Origin of the sequence: Algoriphagus namhaensis (assembly GCF_042649705.1) — a bacterium.
Classification (GTDB): domain Bacteria; phylum Bacteroidota; class Bacteroidia; order Cytophagales; family Cyclobacteriaceae; genus Algoriphagus; species Algoriphagus namhaensis.
Window position 1 is genome coordinate 428,801 of the sequence record NZ_JBHRZS010000003.1, and the last position, 16,522, is coordinate 445,322.

The 16,522-nt window shown below is 42.7% G+C and carries 15 protein-coding genes; 9 read left to right on the forward strand and 6 right to left on the reverse strand.

Features of this window, described 5'->3' with window-relative positions; translation table 11 throughout:
* The first annotated feature begins 14 nt into the window (after positions 1-14).
* The 3 genes from ACFOSV_RS03560 to ACFOSV_RS03570 all read left to right on the forward strand — a co-directional run bounded on the left by ACFOSV_RS03560 (position 15) and on the right by ACFOSV_RS03570 (position 3,956).
* Positions 15-1,601, forward strand: a complete 1,587-nt coding sequence (locus ACFOSV_RS03560) for an alpha-isopropylmalate synthase regulatory domain-containing protein (protein ID WP_377903465.1) — start codon at positions 15-17, stop codon at positions 1,599-1,601.
* Positions 1,570-2,637 (forward strand): 3-isopropylmalate dehydrogenase, encoded by a 1,068-nt coding sequence (gene leuB / locus ACFOSV_RS03565; RefSeq protein WP_377903467.1) that lies wholly within the window; start codon positions 1,570-1,572, stop codon positions 2,635-2,637. Before ACFOSV_RS03560 ends, leuB begins: the two co-directional genes overlap by 32 nt.
* 122 nt (positions 2,638-2,759) lie before the next feature.
* The gene (locus tag ACFOSV_RS03570) at positions 2,760-3,956 is read left to right on the forward strand and encodes a histidinol-phosphatase (protein ID WP_377903469.1); all 1,197 of its coding nucleotides are present in this window, start codon (positions 2,760-2,762) and stop codon (positions 3,954-3,956) included.
* 28 nt (positions 3,957-3,984) lie between these two features.
* On the opposite strand, the gene ACFOSV_RS03575 is transcribed toward ACFOSV_RS03570, so the two are convergent.
* Entirely contained in the window at positions 3,985-5,181 is a 1,197-nt protein-coding gene (locus ACFOSV_RS03575) for a PQQ-dependent sugar dehydrogenase (protein ID WP_377903471.1), read from the reverse strand.
* Positions 5,182-5,195: 14 nt separating this feature from the next.
* Positions 5,196-5,780 carry a hypothetical protein gene (locus ACFOSV_RS03580; protein ID WP_377903473.1) on the reverse strand — a complete coding sequence of 195 codons (585 nt, stop codon included), beginning with the start codon at positions 5,778-5,780 and terminating at the stop codon, positions 5,196-5,198.
* A 38-nt stretch (positions 5,781-5,818) separates the two neighbouring features.
* On the opposite strand from ACFOSV_RS03580, the gene truA reads away from it, so the two are divergent.
* Positions 5,819-6,670, forward strand: coding sequence for a tRNA pseudouridine(38-40) synthase TruA (gene truA / locus ACFOSV_RS03585; RefSeq protein ID WP_377903475.1), 852 nt, complete (start codon positions 5,819-5,821; stop codon positions 6,668-6,670).
* A 67-nt stretch (positions 6,671-6,737) separates the two neighbouring features.
* Here truA and ACFOSV_RS03590 read toward each other — a convergent pair whose 3' ends face one another.
* From ACFOSV_RS03590 to ACFOSV_RS03605, 4 genes are all read right to left on the reverse strand, one after another.
* Entirely contained in the window at positions 6,738-8,105 is a 1,368-nt protein-coding gene (locus ACFOSV_RS03590) for a Gfo/Idh/MocA family oxidoreductase (RefSeq protein WP_377903477.1), read from the reverse strand.
* A gap of 212 nt (positions 8,106-8,317) precedes the next feature.
* A complete protein-coding gene (locus ACFOSV_RS03595; protein WP_377903479.1) occupies positions 8,318-8,779 on the reverse strand; it encodes a hypothetical protein in 462 nt (153 codons plus the stop codon).
* Between the two features lie 276 nt (positions 8,780-9,055).
* Positions 9,056-10,126 (reverse strand): Ldh family oxidoreductase, encoded by a 1,071-nt coding sequence (locus ACFOSV_RS03600; RefSeq protein ID WP_377903481.1) that lies wholly within the window; start codon positions 10,124-10,126, stop codon positions 9,056-9,058.
* Positions 10,127-10,180: 54 nt separating this feature from the next.
* Entirely contained in the window at positions 10,181-11,131 is a 951-nt protein-coding gene (locus tag ACFOSV_RS03605) for a Ppx/GppA phosphatase family protein (protein WP_377903483.1), read from the reverse strand.
* Positions 11,132-11,323: 192 nt separating this feature from the next.
* Between ACFOSV_RS03605 and ACFOSV_RS03610 the strand changes: the two genes are divergently transcribed.
* The 5 genes from ACFOSV_RS03610 (at position 11,324) to ACFOSV_RS03630 (ending at position 16,304) form a co-directional block, all read left to right on the forward strand.
* Complete coding sequence (locus ACFOSV_RS03610) at positions 11,324-12,907, forward strand: acyl-CoA carboxylase subunit beta (protein ID WP_377903485.1); 1,584 nt, start codon at positions 11,324-11,326, stop codon at positions 12,905-12,907.
* Between the two features lie 32 nt (positions 12,908-12,939).
* Positions 12,940-14,004 carry a M20/M25/M40 family metallo-hydrolase gene (locus ACFOSV_RS03615; protein ID WP_377903487.1) on the forward strand — a complete coding sequence of 355 codons (1,065 nt, stop codon included), beginning with the start codon at positions 12,940-12,942 and terminating at the stop codon, positions 14,002-14,004.
* Between the two features lie 16 nt (positions 14,005-14,020).
* A complete protein-coding gene (locus tag ACFOSV_RS03620; RefSeq protein ID WP_377903489.1) occupies positions 14,021-14,785 on the forward strand; it encodes an ABC transporter substrate-binding protein in 765 nt (254 codons plus the stop codon).
* Between the two features lie 158 nt (positions 14,786-14,943).
* A complete protein-coding gene (locus ACFOSV_RS03625) occupies positions 14,944-15,711 on the forward strand; it encodes a 3-keto-disaccharide hydrolase (protein ID WP_377903491.1) in 768 nt (255 codons plus the stop codon).
* On the forward strand, positions 15,708-16,304 hold the full coding sequence (locus tag ACFOSV_RS03630) for a 3-keto-disaccharide hydrolase (protein WP_377903493.1): 597 nt from the start codon (positions 15,708-15,710) through the stop codon (positions 16,302-16,304). Before ACFOSV_RS03625 ends, ACFOSV_RS03630 begins: the two co-directional genes overlap by 4 nt.
* Positions 16,305-16,522 lie beyond the last annotated feature (218 nt).

The window sequence follows — 16,522 nt, forward strand, 5'->3', positions numbered from 1 at the left end:
ATAATTGTTAGAATATGGAGTCCAAAAGACGGATAGAAATAATGGATACTACCTTGAGGGATGGCGAGCAGACCTCAGGTGTTTCCTTTTTGCCTTCGGAAAAACTCCAGATCGCGAAGCTTTTGCTCGAAGAGCTCAAAGTGGACCGAATTGAAGTGGCTTCTGCACGTGTCTCTGAAGGTGAACTAGAAGGGGTAAGAAAAATCACAAGTTGGGCATCCGAAAAAGGCTACCTGAATCGAGTAGAAGTATTGGGCTTTGTGGATACTCCTGCTTCTGTTGATTGGCTTTTGGATGCTGGTGCCAAAGTCATGAATCTTCTCACAAAAGGCTCACTGAATCATCTAGTTCATCAATTAAAGAAAACTCCTCAAGCGCATTTTGAAGATATTGCCAAATGCATCGCTTATGCTGAGAGCAAAGGAATCACGGTCAATGTTTACTTAGAAGACTGGTCAAGTGGGATGCGGAATTCCCAGGATTATACCTTGGACTTGATCGAGTTTCTTACCGGCCAGCCCGTTAAGCGAATTATGCTTCCTGATACTTTGGGGCTGCTTTCTCCAGATGAAACACATGCATTTTTTGAATTGATTACCAAACAATTTCCAAATACCCATTTTGATTTTCATGCCCATAATGATTATGATCTTTCCGTGGCTAATGTCATGGAGGCCATTCTCTATGGAGCATCTGGAATTCATACTACGATCAATGGTTTAGGAGAGCGAGCAGGGAATGCACCTTTGGAGTCTGTGATCGCTGTGATCAAAGATTTTACGGATTTTGAGATCAATATTCAGGAGAAAAAAATCTTTAGAGTAAGCAAATTAGTAGAGCAATTTTCTGGTCAGCATATTCCTGCAAATAAGCCCGTGGTAGGTGAAAATGTCTTTACTCAGACCGCAGGTATTCATGCCGATGGTGATAATAAAAAGAACTTATATTTCAATGATCTTATGCCTGAGCGATTTGGCAGAAAGCGTAAGTATGCTTTAGGTAAAACGTCAGGCAAAGCCAATATTCTGAAGAATTTGGAAGAGCTTGGGATTTCTTTGGAGAAGGAAGAACTGGTCCGTGTGACCCAAAGGATTATTGAGCTAGGAGATAAAAAGGAGCGAGTGACCACGGAGGATTTACCCTACATTATTTCCGATGTTTTACAGGATAATTCCATTACCAAAAGCATCCATATTGAAGGATATCACATGACCCATTCTCAGGGTTTGAAGCCTTCGGTACAGCTTCGCCTTAATATCAATGGAGAATCTTTTGATGCCGCCTCTTCAGGTGATGGTCAATACGATTCCTTTATGAAGGCAGTAAAAAAAATCTACAAATCCCGTAAAAAAGATCTGCCAAAACTAGTGGATTATCATGTTTCTATTCCCCCAGGGGGCAAAACCGACGCTTTTGTGGAGACAGTGATCACTTGGGATTTTGGGAAAATATTTAAGACCAAAGGGCTAGATCCCGATCAAACGGTCTCTGCAATGATGGCTACTGAAAAAATGCTCAACATTGTGGAAACTCTCAATCAAAAACCAATCAAAGAAGAATCTCAATCTTATGGAAATGAATATCGCGCTACTGCCGGGTGACGGCATAGGCCCTGAAGTAATTGCACAAGCAGTAAAAGTAGTGGAGGCCATCGGTCAAAAGTTTGGCCATCAGATTTCCTTCAGAGAAGGTGTTGTCGGAGCGGCGGCTATTGATGCCACAGGCGATCCGTATCCAGACAGTACGCATGAGATTGCTGCTTCTTCAGACGCTATTCTTTTTGGAGCCATCGGCGATCCTAAATACGATAATGATCCCAAAGCCAAGGTCCGTCCAGAGCAAGGGCTTTTGCGCATGCGGCAGAAATTAGGTCTTTTTGCGAATGTTCGCCCGACTTTCACCTTTCCATCCTTGATTCACAAATCGCCGCTCAAGCTCGATCGGGTGGAGGGAGTAGACTTTGTGTTTTTCAGAGAGCTCACCGGAGGGATTTATTTTGGTGAACCAAGAGGGAGAAATGAGCAAGGAACCAAAGCCTTTGATACCAATGTGTACAGCAAGGAAGAGATTACTCGACTGGCGCGGATGGGTTTTGAAGCTGCGCAAAAGCGTAGAAAACTATTGACCTGTGTAGACAAAGCCAATGTGCTCGCTACCTCCAGACTATGGCGTGAGACGGTGCAGGAATTGGCTCCTGAGTATCCGGATGTCAAAGTGGAATACGAATTCGTCGACGCTGTAGCCATGCGACTCATCCAGTGGCCAAAGGCATACGATGTCTTGATTACGGAAAATCTTTTTGGGGATATTTTGACGGATGAGGCTTCTGTGATTTCAGGCTCGATGGGTTTGATGCCTTCCGCATCGCTCGGTTCTGCTGTGAAATTGTTTGAGCCTATTCATGGATCCTACCCACAGGCTGGAGGAAAAGACATCGCCAATCCACTAGCGACAGTACTTTCAGCGGCCATGATGTTTGAGTATGCCTTTGACCTAAAGGAAGAAGCAGAATTGATCTCCCACGTAGTGAATGAATCCCTTGCCGAGGGAGTGGTAACCGAAGATATCGCAGATGGAGGCAAAGCGTATAAAACCAGCGAAGTTGGAGACTGGCTAGCTGCAAGGATTTTAGCTTAATTCTTCGAGTAACGAGATCAAAAAACCACCTTAGAAATGAGGTGGTTTTTTTGTAAAAGGGAATATCGATAAATTATGCCCTCTGGCTTGTCTATAATTCCTGTAATATTCTTTAAAATCCTATGAAAAGCTCTCCATTAATTTTTCTCTTTCTCCTAGTCTTAAATTTCGCTTGTACCACCAAAGAAGAACCTACAAAGCAATGGTACAAAGGCAATCTCCATACGCATTCCTATTGGTCTGATGGGGATGATTATCCGGAGATGATTATGGACTGGTACAAGTCTCGGGGTTATGATTTTATAGGGCTCTCTGATCACAATACACTACAAGAAGACGAGAAATGGAAATTGATTCCAAAGTCCCCTTCCCAAGAGCAGGCATTTCAAAAGTATTTGGACAAGTTTGGAGATCATGTCGTTTATCGAGAGGACTCGGCGGGTAGGATAGAGGTAAAATTGAAGACACTAAAGGAGTATGGGCCACTTTTCGAGGAGGAAGAGGAGTTTTTGATTATTCCATCTCTTGAGCTTACTGAAAGTTTTCAGCAGAAGCCAATCCATATGAATGTGACGAATATTCAAAAGCTGATTCCGGCTGAAGGGGGTACTTCCATAACCGAAATCATGCAAAATGGACTTGATCGGGTCAAGGCTCAGCGAGACTCTACAGGAATACCTATGTTTTTGCATATCAACCATCCCAACTTCATCTGGGCGATCACGCCTGAAGACATCATGACCTTGAAGGGAGAAAGATTTTTTGAAGTGTATAACGGGCACCCATTGGTCAACAACTACGGAGATTCACTTCGCCCAAGTATGGAGGTTCTTTGGGATTTGGTTCAGGTATCCTACTTGCAGGCCAATAAACCCCTTCTTTATGGTTTGGCAGTGGATGACGCTCATAATTACCATGTCTTCGATCAGACGGTGAGTAATCCAGGTCGCGGCTGGGTTATGGTCTTGGCTGATGAGTTGAGTCCTTCGGCCTTGATCCAAGCGATGGAAAAAGGAGATTTTTATTCGTCAACCGGGGTGACACTGGAAACTATAGAATTTGATGGGCAGGAGCTTTCTGTACAGGTAAACCCCGAGCCAAACGTGAGCTATAAAATTCAGTTTCTAGGAACCAAAAGATCTAAACCTGAAGCTAGTGGAGTCTTACTGGCTGAGGTGGATGGAACTTCAGGCAGTTATTCTCTCGAAGAAGATGATTTATATGTTCGTGCCAAGATAGTCTCGTCCAAATTGCAGGAGAATCCATTCCAAGTCGGAGACGTAGAAGTGGCTTGGACGCAACCAGTAGTCGGGAATTGACAAATAAAGCCACTTAAAGAGGATGGGTTTACTTTTTCTTGACTCTTACTAACATGCCATTATCTCGGGTCAAATCATTTCTTTCAACAAGCAGCAAAATGTTGCCATCACTTTCTTGAAATAAAGAGCGAATCCTACCTTCGATTTTTAGCCCATAAGTTTCATCCGTGTCTGGATTGTATTTCAACAATCTTCTAAATGCCAAAGAGGTAACCAGAAAATGATCATTCCAATCCGATATTGAACTGTTTTTTACCAATATCGCATTTGAAGGAGCAATGGCTCTACCTCCATCCGAAGTGGGGACAGTCCAGTAATGCATAGGTAAAACCGAGATTTTTGAGGCTGAATCTTCTGAAATTAGAGATACGGTCTGTCCATCATAGTGTATTCCGTAAGTGAATATTGGCCAGCCATAATTTTTACCGGGTAATATTTGATTCAATTCGTCTCCGCCTTTAGGGCCATGCTCTATCCCATAAAGGATTTGGGTACTAGGTTCCAAAATTAAACTTTGAACATCTCTATGTCCATAACTGTAAATTGAAGTAGGGTTTTGGGATTGCCCCTCAATGAATGGATTGTCAATGGGTATTGATCCGTCTTGGTTTAATCGATGAATTTTACCCCAATCTTCATTTAGATCTTGGGAAACCATTATCGGTTTTTCCTTAGTCGTGTAATTGGAAGCACCAATGTTGAGGAAAAAGTGAGAATCATCTTGCCATACGATTCTCATTCCATTGCCATAATATCCTATAGTTCTTGTTTGAAATATGTTTTCGAAATCTAGAATCTCATCGTTTATTAATTTGAACCTTGCCACTTTTCCTCGTTCATCCTTACCAAAATAGGCTACATAAATCCAAGGGACTTGAGGATAGTTAGGATGTAAACTTAAATCCATTAACCCGCCATGCACAATCATAGGAAGCCCGGGATCTTTGAAAGTTAGGACTTCCGGAGCACCACTTATTTCCTTGAGGGTTTCATTTTTGAATCTGAAGATTTTACCCACTCTATCTGATATCAAAAAATCATTTTCAGAAAGAAAAACCAGTCCATAGGGAACAGCGAATCCAGAAATTAAAGTGTCTATTGAAAATTGATCGTCGCTGATTGGGTAAGGAGAGTCCAATGAATAAATCAAAGTGTCTCTCTTATCGCATCCAATTGTAATTAGAATTAGGATGAGAAAGGAAATATTAAGAATAGAATTTTTCATAAATAAGAAGGATTTTATTCCCTCGCTGGACTGATCATGATGTGAGCCCGATGAGTCCCTGGATCCATGATCCAAGGTAAGCCTGGTCCCGGTGCCTTGGTGGGTAGTCCCGTGGATTCCGATGTAGCCCATGGAATATACACCACAGAACGTGTATAGTGATCTTTTACTTCTCCGGTATTCCAGCTTACATTTTCTAAATCGGCTGTGGTCACGTAGAGTACTGAGCCATTATCTGGAAGCTTCAATTTCCCTGCTTTTGCCTCAGCCTCCCGGGTGTCAAATATCTCCTGAAAGCCCTTGCCTTCTTTTTTTAGCGCTCTCCCTCTAGCCATAAAGGGTTCTGCACTCACATGATAGCAAGCCACGCTAAAGCCTTTTCCATTCGGATCATTTGCGATGCAAATCAACTCATTCGATCCTTGTCTCAGCGTGGTAAATTCTCCAGAGGAGGTATAGCCATACACTTTGGCGCCAGCCCGCTGGTCTTCCGGCGCAGCCAAAAGCGCGGTTTTAATTTGGATTTCTTTGGAGGGGATAGTTTGAGCAGTAAGTGAAAAGCTCAAAATTGTAAGAAAGGTGATACAAATGAGTCTCATAGCTGTAGGATTGATGTCTGAGGTAAGTTACAAAAAAAATGATTCCCTTAATCCTATCTATTCTTCGCCACTCCAAAGGCATGTATTACCTTCGGCCCATGCAATCTCGGCCCTATTCCTATCTTTTTTCAATCAGTTACTTTGGAGCGCGCTACAAAGGCTGGGCTCCGCAGCCCAATCAGCCTACTGTGCAGCGGAGAATCGAGCGTGTGATTGGACATGTCCTAGGGCATACTGATTTTTCATTGATTGGTGCCAGCCGAACTGATTCTGGGGTGTCCTGCAAGCAAGGATATTTCCAGCTCTTTTTGAAGGAAGGAGTAAATTTCAAAAATCTTCTGGAGGAATTAAACACATTTCTTCCAGAGGATATTCGCATTCTTGACGCCAAAGAAGTTCCTTTCAATTTCAATTTGATCGGATCTGTGGGAGAAAAGACCTATCGATACTATTTCTCAAAAGACCCGAAATTTCATCCCTTTGCTTCGGCATTGGTGACTATGGTCAACTTTGATTTAGATCAGGAAAATATGTCCAAAGCGGCTCAATTATTTGTTGGAGAGCATGATTTTTGGACGTTTTGTAAGCCTTCACCTCAAAAAACCAAATACACTCGAGAAGTGCTTAGTGCAGCAGTCCACAGGTCAAATGAGACCTTTGGGCCCTTTCCGCCAGATGATGTTTTTTACTTTGAAGTGACAGGAAAAGGTTTTCTTCACCATCAGGTTCGCAAAATGATGACCGCGATTTGGGAAGTAGGTTCTGGAAATTGGCAGCTCAATGACATCACTGAACGACTCGAACAACCACGAGAAGAGTGGGAGCAAATTCCTCCAGCACCAGCCAATGGTTTGATCCTTTGGGAAACAGTTTTGAAGTCAGAGGGCTGATTTAGAATTATAAAGTCAGAAGGTTGAATTATGATAGTTTCAGGCTTCTGACTTTGAATTTAATCGATCATACATCGTTGGGTTCTGGATGCACATAACCCTCGCGATACGGTCTACGAAGCCTAGCAGTGGCTTCAGGATCGCCAATTACCGTCATGGTTTTAGGGTCATACCGAAGCGCTCTACCTCCCAAGTCCATAGAAATATTTGCCAAAATGCAAGAGGCTGTAGAGATATGACCCTCTTCTACATCTGCTATAGGTAGAGTGTCATTTTCTATTGATGCGAGCCAATCTTTCATGTGTAATCGAGTAGCAGGTGCAGCGTTCAGTTCGATCCGCTCTTCAGTGAGGTCCTCAGGATATTTTTCTTTTTCAAAAAAGCAATCAAAATGAATTGGCTCATCTTCGTCGCCATAGGGCGTGTAGTCTGCTTGCATGGTACTACCTGCAAGCATTCCCTTTTCTCCAAAAATCTTAAATGCCCAAGGATAATCTGGATCTACAGGATTGCCCCAAGTACGGTGCTGCCAAACGACGTTTAGCTCTGGATATTCAAAGATGGCAGACTGAGTATCTGAGATATTAGATTTGCCTTCCTTCTGAACATAGATCCCACCTGTGGAGGTGATTTGTGTAGGCCAGCCAAGCTTGAGCATCCAGCGTACGGTATCTAGCATATGCACACACATATCGCCAGTGATGCCATTGCCGTATTCTATGAATGTTCTCCACCAGCGAATATGTGGAAGGCCATCATAGGGACGCAGTGGAGCAGGACCAGTCCATAGGTCGTAATTAAAGAATTCAGGAACAGGTTCCACCGGTGGATTGCCATTGGCTCGCATATGGAAATAGCAACAGACCTCTACATGGCTGATTTTACCAAGTTTACCCGTATCGATGATTTGCTTTTTAGCATCAATGAGGTGAGGTGTGCTTTTTCGCTGAGTGCCTATCTGTACCTTTTTATTGTATTTTCTGGCTGCCGCCAAAATGGCTTCGCCTTCAATTACATCCACGGAAATTGGTTTCTGAAGGTATACGTGAGCCCCCGCCCGCAAAGAGTCGATGGCTTGCAAGGCATGCCAATGATCTGGAGAGCCAATCAAAACATATTCTGGCTTTTCCTGAGCTAATAGCTCTTTATAGTCTTCGTATAATGGAGGTACTTTTCCCGATTTTTGACGCTCGGAAACAAGCTTTCCGGCCGCTTCCAAAATATTTCGATCAGGATCACAAAGTCCAACTACTTCCACATCTGCTACTTGGATCAGTCGAAATAAATCTGACTTGCCATACCAACCGGTACCGATCAAAGCCACTCGCAGAGGGCCTTCTTGGTCTTTGAAATCCATTCCTAAGAGTCCAAAACTGGCGAGGGTAGCTAAGGCAGAAGAGCCTTTGAGAAAATCACGTCTATTTAATTTAGGCATAGGTCAATGGGTTGAGGTTAAAGACCTCTTAATTTACAAAAAGCAAGCACTTAGACAAATAAGCATTTGAGGAATGGGCTGGGCTTTTGGGTTGGTTCTCAAGATCCAAACAGCATGGTGGTTCCTTGTTTTAGACGTATGGCTTGTTGAACTTTATTTAATTAAGGCCAGAATGATCTGTATAAAGCAAATAATTACTGATTTGTACCGGATTATATGGCCTTATAATCCAATTGGCGACCCTCATTTTTAGCCTTGCTATCCATCCCTGCACCTAAGGCTAACCCTATACTCATCCCTATAGGTATCCCGATCCCTAAAAATGCCATATTACCTATTGCTGCTCCAAAGGCAACTCCTAAGGGAAGCCCAAAAGCTGCCATTCCTATACTCATCCAAAGGGTTTGATAGTAGGCTGGAGGTACTATTTTTAGGTCTTTTTCGAGGAGTTTTAGTATGGCGCTTCTTGCAGTATCAATGCTCTTTTTTAGCTCCTGATCGGGTCCTTTGAAGTCGTTTACCCCAGCAATCATTTCATTGATGGCATGAGTCTGTGGATCCGGAATTTTCTTTTTTTCGATTGCAATAATGAGATTCGATAGATTTATGGCGGATTTAGCCACTTTCGGATTTGAATCGAAAACAGGCCTTGGTTGTAAAGGAGAAATAGACATCGGTGCAAATAGGTTTAAAAGTATAAGTTAGACTTTTTGGGAAACATTTTTTCAAAACAAGATAAGGTATTGTACGAAGGGGAATTATTCCTTGGAAAAAGTGGCCTCTCGATATTCTTTGACTTTGAAAGAGTGGATAAGGCTTGAAATTGAAAGTAAATAATCATGTAATCCAAAGAATTGAATCGTCGGAAATCCCTCCTAAATAAGGATTGCTTATGTTTTTTCAGAAAAAATTAAAAACTCCTGAATGGAAATTTTGAAGAATGGTTGGCTTTAAAACTTCACACCAAACTTCTCGCCTAGTTCAGTCAGGTCTTTCACGACAGGATCCAAAAGCGGAATACCTTCTTTTATACGAATAGCTTCAAGTTCTCTCTCAGGATCGCCAGGGATCAAAACTTTGTCATTGCCTGGGGTAGGCTTGGCATTGCGAAAGCGAGTAATCCAATTGTCCATATGAGACTTAAATTCATCAGCAGGGCGGAAGGCATCCACACGCATCGCACCAAAGAAATGCCCGATGCCTTCTCCGACTGGATTGGGGTCTGGATCTAAGAATGCTACAAAAGGAGGTACCCAAGGACCATAATTCGCTCCGGAAAGTACAGCTGACAAAATATCTACTACAGACCCTAGTGCATATCCTTTGTGTGAACCGTGCTCTCGATCACCGCCCAGCGGCAGCAAAGCTCCTCCATCCTTCACTCCATTAGCGGAAGTAGTGGGAAGTCCTGTTTTGTCTTGAACCCAGCCAGTAGGCGTATCCATTCCCTTCCGCTGTAATATTTCGAGTTTTCCGTTTGCAGCAGTGGTTGTGGCCATATCTGCGACGAATGGTGGTTGATTTTTTGCAGGAATGGCAACAGAAATTGGATTGGTGCCGAGTAGTCTTTCTTGGGAAAAAGTAGGTGCCACCAATGGACTCGCATTGGTGAGCGAGATCCCGATCATGTCCTTTTCTAAAGCCATCATAGAATGATAACCAGCAATACCATAATGATTGGAGTTTTTTACAGAAACCCAACCGGTACCCACTTTTTCGGCTTTTTCCATTGCTACTTTCATCGCAAAAGGAGCAACCACCAATCCAAGCCCCCCATCTCCGTCGACCACAGCGGTGGAGGGTGTTTCATAAGTGATTTTGATATTTGGTGTTGGATTAATTCTACCTTTTTGCCAGAGGCGAACATAGCCCGAAAGTCTAGCAACACCATGACTGTCTACACCTCTAAGGTCTGCAGAGAGCAGCACGTCGGAAGCGGTTTTGGCTTGGTCAGGCGGACAACCAATTTTGCACAAAAGTTGGAAAGTGAAATCGTGTAGTTTTTCGTAAGCGTAGGTCATTTTAATTTTCTTGATTCAGTTCTAGACTAAATGATGCTCAAGAAAGCCAATTGCTTACCATGACTTTTCTTCGAGGCTTCGATGGGCGAGAGTAGCAATTGCCCCCTCTTTTAGCGCATAGTGCGAACAAGTAATGGAATTCACCGGCACATATCGCAGGATAAATTCAATCAGGCAAGAAGCGACCACGATCATATCTACCCGCATTGGGATCATCCCTGGGATTACAAGTCTTTCTTCTCGGGTTTTACTGATTAAGCTTTTGTGGATCTGATGATAATCAGAAGTCGGAAGTTCAAATACATGTCGTCCAGTTAGTTTGCATTGAAGCATGGACTCAAAATAAATATCCGTAAGGGTGTCAAATGTACCTGAGGCTCCGACTAAACCGGTTGGTTTATAAATGTCAAGTGCTGCGATCAATGGAGCAAGTTTCTTTTCCAAATAACCCGACATTTGATCTATTTCGCTTTGCAAAATAGGGTCATGGTGATGAAACAGCTCAACAAGTCTTTGGCCTCCTATTTCAAAGCTCTGTTTCCAAACGGCTTCCTTTGCAGATCCAATAATAAACTCAACGGACCCACCGCCTATGTCCATCATCAATTCGCAATGCCCATTTAGAGAACCAGAGAGCTTAATTCCTTCATAAATGAGCTGAGCCTCCTTTTCACCTGAAATCACATTAATTTCGATCCCGAGTTTATCTTTTACCTCCTTGACGAACTCAGCGCCATTTTCTGCATTTCTCACTGCACTCGTCGCAAAGGCAAAAATTTCAGTAATTCCCTCTCCGTCTATGACCGCTTTGAAATGAGTCAATGTGTTGTGTGCTCGCGCTATGGCACTTTCTTCAAGCCGGTCTTGGTTAATTCCCCCTTGACCTATTTTCACAGGAACTTTCTCCTTATATATGGTATGGAAATCCCCTTCCTCAATCTCCACTATGAGAAGATGAAAGGTATTTGTCCCCATATCTATCACTGCCGCCTTGCGAGTACTCATCAGCTCCTATTTTTTAGATGGGCGAATATAGAAAGTAATTTGAAAAAGTAGGAAGGGAATTCCGGATAAAGCATTCTCACTCACGATTAGAATTTTCGGTTCTCGCACAGTAAGTGCTCCATAGGAATAATATTTTTTTTAGAGGATTTAAACCCTGTTATATTTGGGCAAACCAAAATGACCACCGAGCGGATGAAAGACCCAAAAAATGCTCCGAATAAGTTGCTTACAAAACTGGAAAAGAATGAATTACTCCAGAAAAAGAATGAAGAAGCATTACTAGGAGGAGGCCAAAAAAGGATTGAAGCACAACATAAAAAAGGAAAACTCACTGCCAGAGAGCGTCTGGATTTTTTTCTTGATCCCGGGACATTTCAGGAGATCGATAAGTTTGTAATGCATCGAACCAAGGATTTTGGACTGGATAAAGAGCATTATCTTGGAGACGGAGTGATCACTGGATATGGTCAGGTGAATGGGCGTTTAGTCTATGTTTTCTCTCAGGATTTTACGGTTTTTGGCGGGTCTCTTTCGGAGACCCATGCAGAGAAAATCTGCAAAATCATGGATATGGCCATGAAAAATGGAGCGCCAGTTGTGGGCTTAAATGATTCTGGTGGAGCCAGGATTCAGGAAGGAGTGAATTCTTTGGGAGGTTATGCAGATATTTTCTATAGAAATACGCTTGCCTCGGGGGTGGTTCCTCAAATTTCTGCAATCATGGGGCCTTGTGCCGGAGGAGCAGTTTATTCTCCTGCCATTACAGATTTCATTTTGATGGTGGAGAATACGTCTTACATGTTTGTGACGGGACCCAATGTGGTAAAAACCGTAACCCAAGAAACTGTAACAGCCGAAGAGCTTGGTGGAGCTTCTGCCCACAGCACCAAGAGCGGAGTCACGCATTTTGCCTGTGCAAATGAAATTGCATGCCTTGATCATATCAAACAGCTCTTGAGCTATTTGCCACAAAACTGTGAGGAGACAGCCCCTGTGTATCCTTATGAAAAACAAGAGGATGAGTCCAGACCAGTTTTGGATGAATTGATCCCAGATAATCCCAATCACCCTTACGATATCCGAGAGGCCATAGCTGGAATAGTGGATTCAGAATCATTTTTGGAAGTGCATGAAAACTATGCAGATAATATCGTTGTAGGCTTCGCTAGAATAGCTGGCCGAAGTATTGGAATCGTTGGAAATCAACCTCAATCTATGGCTGGGGTTTTGGACAATCATGCATCCACTAAGGCGGCTAGATTTGTGAGAACCTGTGATAGCTATAATGTGCCTTTACTTGTACTTGTCGATGTACCCGGATTTCTTCCAGGTACAGATCAAGAATGGAACGGGATAATCACCAATGGAGCAAAATTGCTTTACGCCTTTTCCGAAGCCACAGTACCACGAGTCACCGTGATCACAAGAAAAGCCTATGGGGGAGCGTATGATGTAATGAATTCCAAGCACATCGGAGCTGATTTGAACTTTGCTTGGCCCACTGCCGAAATTGCAGTCATGGGTGCAAAGGGTGCCGCGGAAATTATTTTCAAAAAAGAAATAGCAGAGGCAGAAGACCCAGAGACAAAGCTTCAGGAAAAGGTAGATGAATACACTGCGAAGTTTGCAAATCCTTATCGTGCGGCGCATCGAGGATTTATCGACGAGGTGATTTTACCTTCTCAAACTCGCGAAAAACTCATTTCAGCTTTTGCCATGTTGGAAAACAAAGTGGATAAAATCCCGAGAAAGAAACATGGAAATATTCCGCTTTAAAAGAATCAATGATCACTTATCAATACTAAAAAATGGAGCCTAAATCCTTTTTATATAAATATCTAAATAACGCTTCTCCCACAGGTTTCGAAGCCTCTGGTCAGCAAATTTGGCTTGATTATGTTCGGCCTTTTGCAGACGAAACTTTCACGGATAACTACGGGACTGCTGTGGCTATAATCAATCCAAAAGCCGAGTATCGAATGGTGATCGAGGCACATGCGGATGAAATTAGCTGGTTTGTAAACTATATCAATTCAGATGGCTACATCTACGTCCGAAGAAATGGGGGTTCGGATCATATGATCGCCCCATCCATGCGAGTAAATATTCATACGGATGGTGGAATTGTCCCAGGGGTTTTCGGCTGGCCAGCGATTCATGTCCGGAAAGATGGTAAGGAAGATGCACCGACCCTTGACAATATTTTTATTGACGTGGGAGCGCGATCTGCTGAGGAAGTTGGTAAAATGGGAATTCACGTGGGATGCGTGATTACCTTCAAAGACGAGCTCATGGAGTTGAATGGTAAATTTTATTCAGGTCGCGCCTTAGATAATAGAATCGGCGGATATATGATTGCCCAAGTTGCCAGGAAACTGAAAGAAGAGGGTGTGAAATTGCCTTTTGGGTTGTATGTGGTAAATGCCGTGCAAGAAGAGATTGGGCTCAGAGGAGCTCAGATGATTGCTGAAAATATTAAGCCCAATGTGGCAGTGATTACCGATGTATGTCATGATACAACAGCACCGATGTATAACAAAATCACTAGTGGAGAGCAAGTGGCTGGGAAAGGCCCTGTCTTGACTTATGGCGCGTCGGTACATAAGAAACTATTGGATCTGATTATCGCTACGGCCAAAAAGAAAGATATTTCATTCCAACGCTCGGCAGCTTCACGTGTGACTGGTACGGATACCGATGCATTTGCCTATTCAAACGAAGGGGTGCCTTCTGCTTTGATTTCCCTTCCTTTAAAATATATGCACACCACCGTGGAGACGGCTAGCATTGCAGATATAGAAGAGGTGATTCGATTGATATTTGAGTTTGTCAAAGATTTTGACCCGAGCTACGACTTTAAATATATCAGCTAGAAGAAGGTTTTTTGGGATGATGGAGGTACGCGACCAATTGAATAGACTAGTGCGAATTCCGGAAATTCCCAAGCGAGTAATCTCTTTGGTGCCTTCTCAAACCGAGCTTTTGGTGAGTCTGGGCCTGGAGGATAGATTGGTAGGAGTGACCAAATTTTGCGTTCATCCAAGCGAGATTCGAAAACAGAAAGCGATCATCGGTGGGACGAAAACTTACCGAATGGAGAAGATCGCTGAGCTTGAGCCAGATCTCATCATAGGTAATAAGGAAGAGAATGATCAAGAGGGGATTAACTTTTTAGCCGAGCGTTATCCTGTATGGCTAAGCGATATCTATACTCTTGAGGATAACTATAGCATGATCTCCACGATGGGAAAGATTTTCAAAGTGGAGAAAATTGCCGATGATCTCAATACCAAAATCAAAGCAAGCTTTGATACTTTGAAAGTAGAAAAAGGTAAAGCCGTCTATTTGATATGGAATGATCCGATGATGGCCGCTGGCAAGAAAACCTTTATCGATCATATGCTGGAAAAGGCTGGTTTTGAGAATGTGGTAAAAACTATTCGCTACCCCGAATTGAATTCAGCAGAACTTCTCAAGTTGAACCCTGATTATCTTTTGCTCAGCTCAGAACCATTTCCCTTCAAACAAAAGCATATGGATTATTTCAAGGAGCTGCTTCCGAATAGTAAAATAAGGTTGGTGGATGGGGAATTATTTTCTTGGTATGGAAGTCGATTGGTTTTTGCGAGTGAATATTTTCAGAGCTTAGGCTAAGCTACTTTGATTTTAGTCGAAAAGATTTGCAATTGCTCCCGACTTTTATAAAAAAATCAATTAACTTTTCAATCTTATATGGGACATTGAATAGAGGTAGGATTTATCAAAAGTGCCCTCTAAGTCCAAAACATCAATTTTAATAAACCAAAAGGAATATGAATAAGATCAAACTATTGAGTTTTGCCAGTCTCTTTCTGGTATGGTCCTGCGGAACTTCCGATAAAGTGGAGGATTCATTAGAGGCCGAAGTAGCTGAAGTCGAAGACGCGGTCATGGATAATACACTGAGCGATGATGAAAGGGGAGAAGGCTGGATGCTGCTGTTTGATGGAGAATCCATGGATGGATGGCGTGCTTTCAACGGAGAGAGTCTGCCAGATAGCTGGGTGATTGAAGATGGTGCAATGAAGGCTTTGGGCACAGGTGGCGATATCGGTGGAGATATTGTTTTTGGTCCAATGGAGTTTGAAGAGTTTGAGCTGGAGTTTACATGGAAAATTGAAGAGGGAGGAAATAGCGGGGTGATGTATCATGTCGTAGAGGATCCTAAATATAAAGCACCGTATGAAACCGGGCCGGAGTATCAAGTAATTGATCAGCTTGGGTTTCCTGATCCGTTAGAGGCCTGGCAATCCATTGGAGCGGACTATGCTATGTATGAGCCAGACTACGAAGGGGCAGTAAAGCCAGCCGGCGAGTGGAATGTTTCTCGAATTGTATTTTCTACTGAGGGATCAAGCTATTGGCTTAATGGAAAGAAAACGGTAGAATTCATGCCGTATTCAGAGGATTGGGAGACAAGAAAAAATTCTGGAAAATGGGATGCATTCCCAGACTATGCTATTGCTAAATCTGGTTTGATTGCTCTTCAAGATCACGGGGCTGAAGCTTGGTTTAAAAACATCAAAATCCGAAAGCTATGAGAAAGTATTTGATTTTGGTCCTTGGATTATTGATCTCATCCGTTGGGTTTGCTCAAAAAAAGGTAAGCTTGTTTAACGGTAAAAACCTAGATGGATGGGAAGTGTATGGTACCGAGAAATGGTATGTGGAATCTGGGTTGTTGGTTTCTGAAAGTGGTCCAGATAAGGAATATGGCTATTTGGGTACCGAAGAAGAGTTTAAAGACTTTGAACTTACCCTTGAGTTTAAGCAAGAGGCAAACGGAAATAGCGGTGTGTTTATCCGATCTACAGTTGATGGCACTAAGGTTTCGGGCTGGCAGGTGGAGGTAGCACCTCCAGGAAGCAATACAGGGGGTATATATGAGTCTTATGGAAGGGGGTGGCTGATTCAGCCAGATCCTGAAAAAGATAAAGCATTGAAATTTGGGGAATGGAATAAAATGAGAATCCTCGTAAAAGGCGATAGAGTGACCAGCTATTTAAATGGCGTGGAGATGGTAGATTATTCTGATGAGAAGATTGGAGATGGAGTAGGAAGCGTTTTACTTCAAATTCATGATGGAGGTGGAATAAAAGTTTATTGGAGAAAAATTGAAATCCGAAAGCTCTAGTAGGGGCTTAGGTTCTAGAATTAAATCTCTCCTTTCCGAAAGGAGAGATTTTTTTTGCTTTATCATCAGGGTGTTAGCATGATTCTTTAATTTATTCTTCAATTTCCATTGAAGTGGCAAAAAATAGTGAGATATTTGCGATCCCAAACGGGGGTAGAGAGTGATGAGAGAGAGGATAGCAGGAATATTTTTAAAAAATATTTTTGAAATGAGAGTTG